We start from the raw sequence: 1,108 nt of genomic DNA, 5'->3' as shown, positions 1-1,108 counted from the left end.
GCACCCTTGCTGGTGTCTTCGTTGGCGATGGTGCCCGAGCCGACGATGGTGCCGGCACTGAGCGGCCGCGTCTTCGCYGCGTGCGCGACCAGCTGGGCGAAGTTGAACTGCATGTCGACACCCGCTTCCGGCGCACCGAACCACGTCCCGTTGATGTGGGTCAGCAGCGGCAGGTGCACCTTGCTGTCCTGCCAGGCAGCGCCCAGCTCGTCGGGAGTGACGAACACCGGCGACAACGCCGAGCGCGGCTTGGACTGCAGGAAGCCGAAGCCCTTGGCCAGTTCGCCCGGGATCAGGTTGCGCAGCGAGACGTCGTTGACCAGGCCGATCAGCTGGATGTGGCCGGCGGCCTGCTCCGGGGTGGCGGCCATCGGTACGTCGTCGGTGATCACCACGATCTCTGCTTCCAGGTCGATGCCGTACTCCTCGCTGACCACCTTGACCGAATCGCGCGGGCCATGGAAACCGGCGCTGGTGGCCTGGTACATCAGCGGATCACTGTAGAAGCTCTCCGGCACCTCGGCGCCGCGGGCGCGACGTACGCGCTCGACGTGCGGCAGGTAGGCGCTGCCATCAACGAATTCATAGGCGCGCGGCATCGGCGCGGCCAGGGCCTGCGGGTCCAGATCGAACACGCCATCGGCGTCACCGGCATTGAGCGACTCATACAGCGCATTCAGACGCGGGGCCAGATGGCTCCAGTCCTCCAGGGCCAACTGCAGGGTGGCGGCGATGCCGGTGGCGCGCACGCCGTGGCGCAGGTCACGCGAGACGACGATCAGCGTGCCGTCGCGGCCGCCTTCCTTCAAGGAACCAAGCTTCATGGTGGGTGTCCGGAGTCGTGGGCAAACAAGTTTCAAGTGTAATCAAATATGCAGCGCAGCCAAGCTGCAGCGCGGCATCGCCTCACCCTACCGCAGGAGGGGGGCGGCAGGGTTGCACCCTGCACCTGCAGAGGCAACGGCCAAGGCCAAGGCAACCGCGAAAGCAACTGCAACAGCCGGCTCTGGGTTTTCTGTGGGTTGGGCGGGGCGGTGTCGGATTGCGGGGACGCCGTAAACCCATCCTTGGGGGCTTGGCCGCGGCATCCATGCCGCGGACACCCCGC

General features: G+C 66.8%; 1 protein-coding gene. It reads right to left on the bottom strand.

The genetic code is table 11. The features are described from left to right. The coding region (locus tag AB4Y84_RS22220; RefSeq protein WP_442251003.1) for a fumarylacetoacetate hydrolase family protein at positions 1–824 on the bottom strand (824 nt) is incomplete at its 3' end. Between the last annotated feature and the right edge of the window lie 284 nt (positions 825–1,108).

Source organism: Stenotrophomonas sp. 2YAF22 (genome assembly GCF_052114665.1).
GTDB lineage: Bacteria > Pseudomonadota > Gammaproteobacteria > Xanthomonadales > Xanthomonadaceae > Stenotrophomonas > Stenotrophomonas indicatrix.
This window is presented reverse-complemented; position numbering and strand designations above follow the sequence as displayed.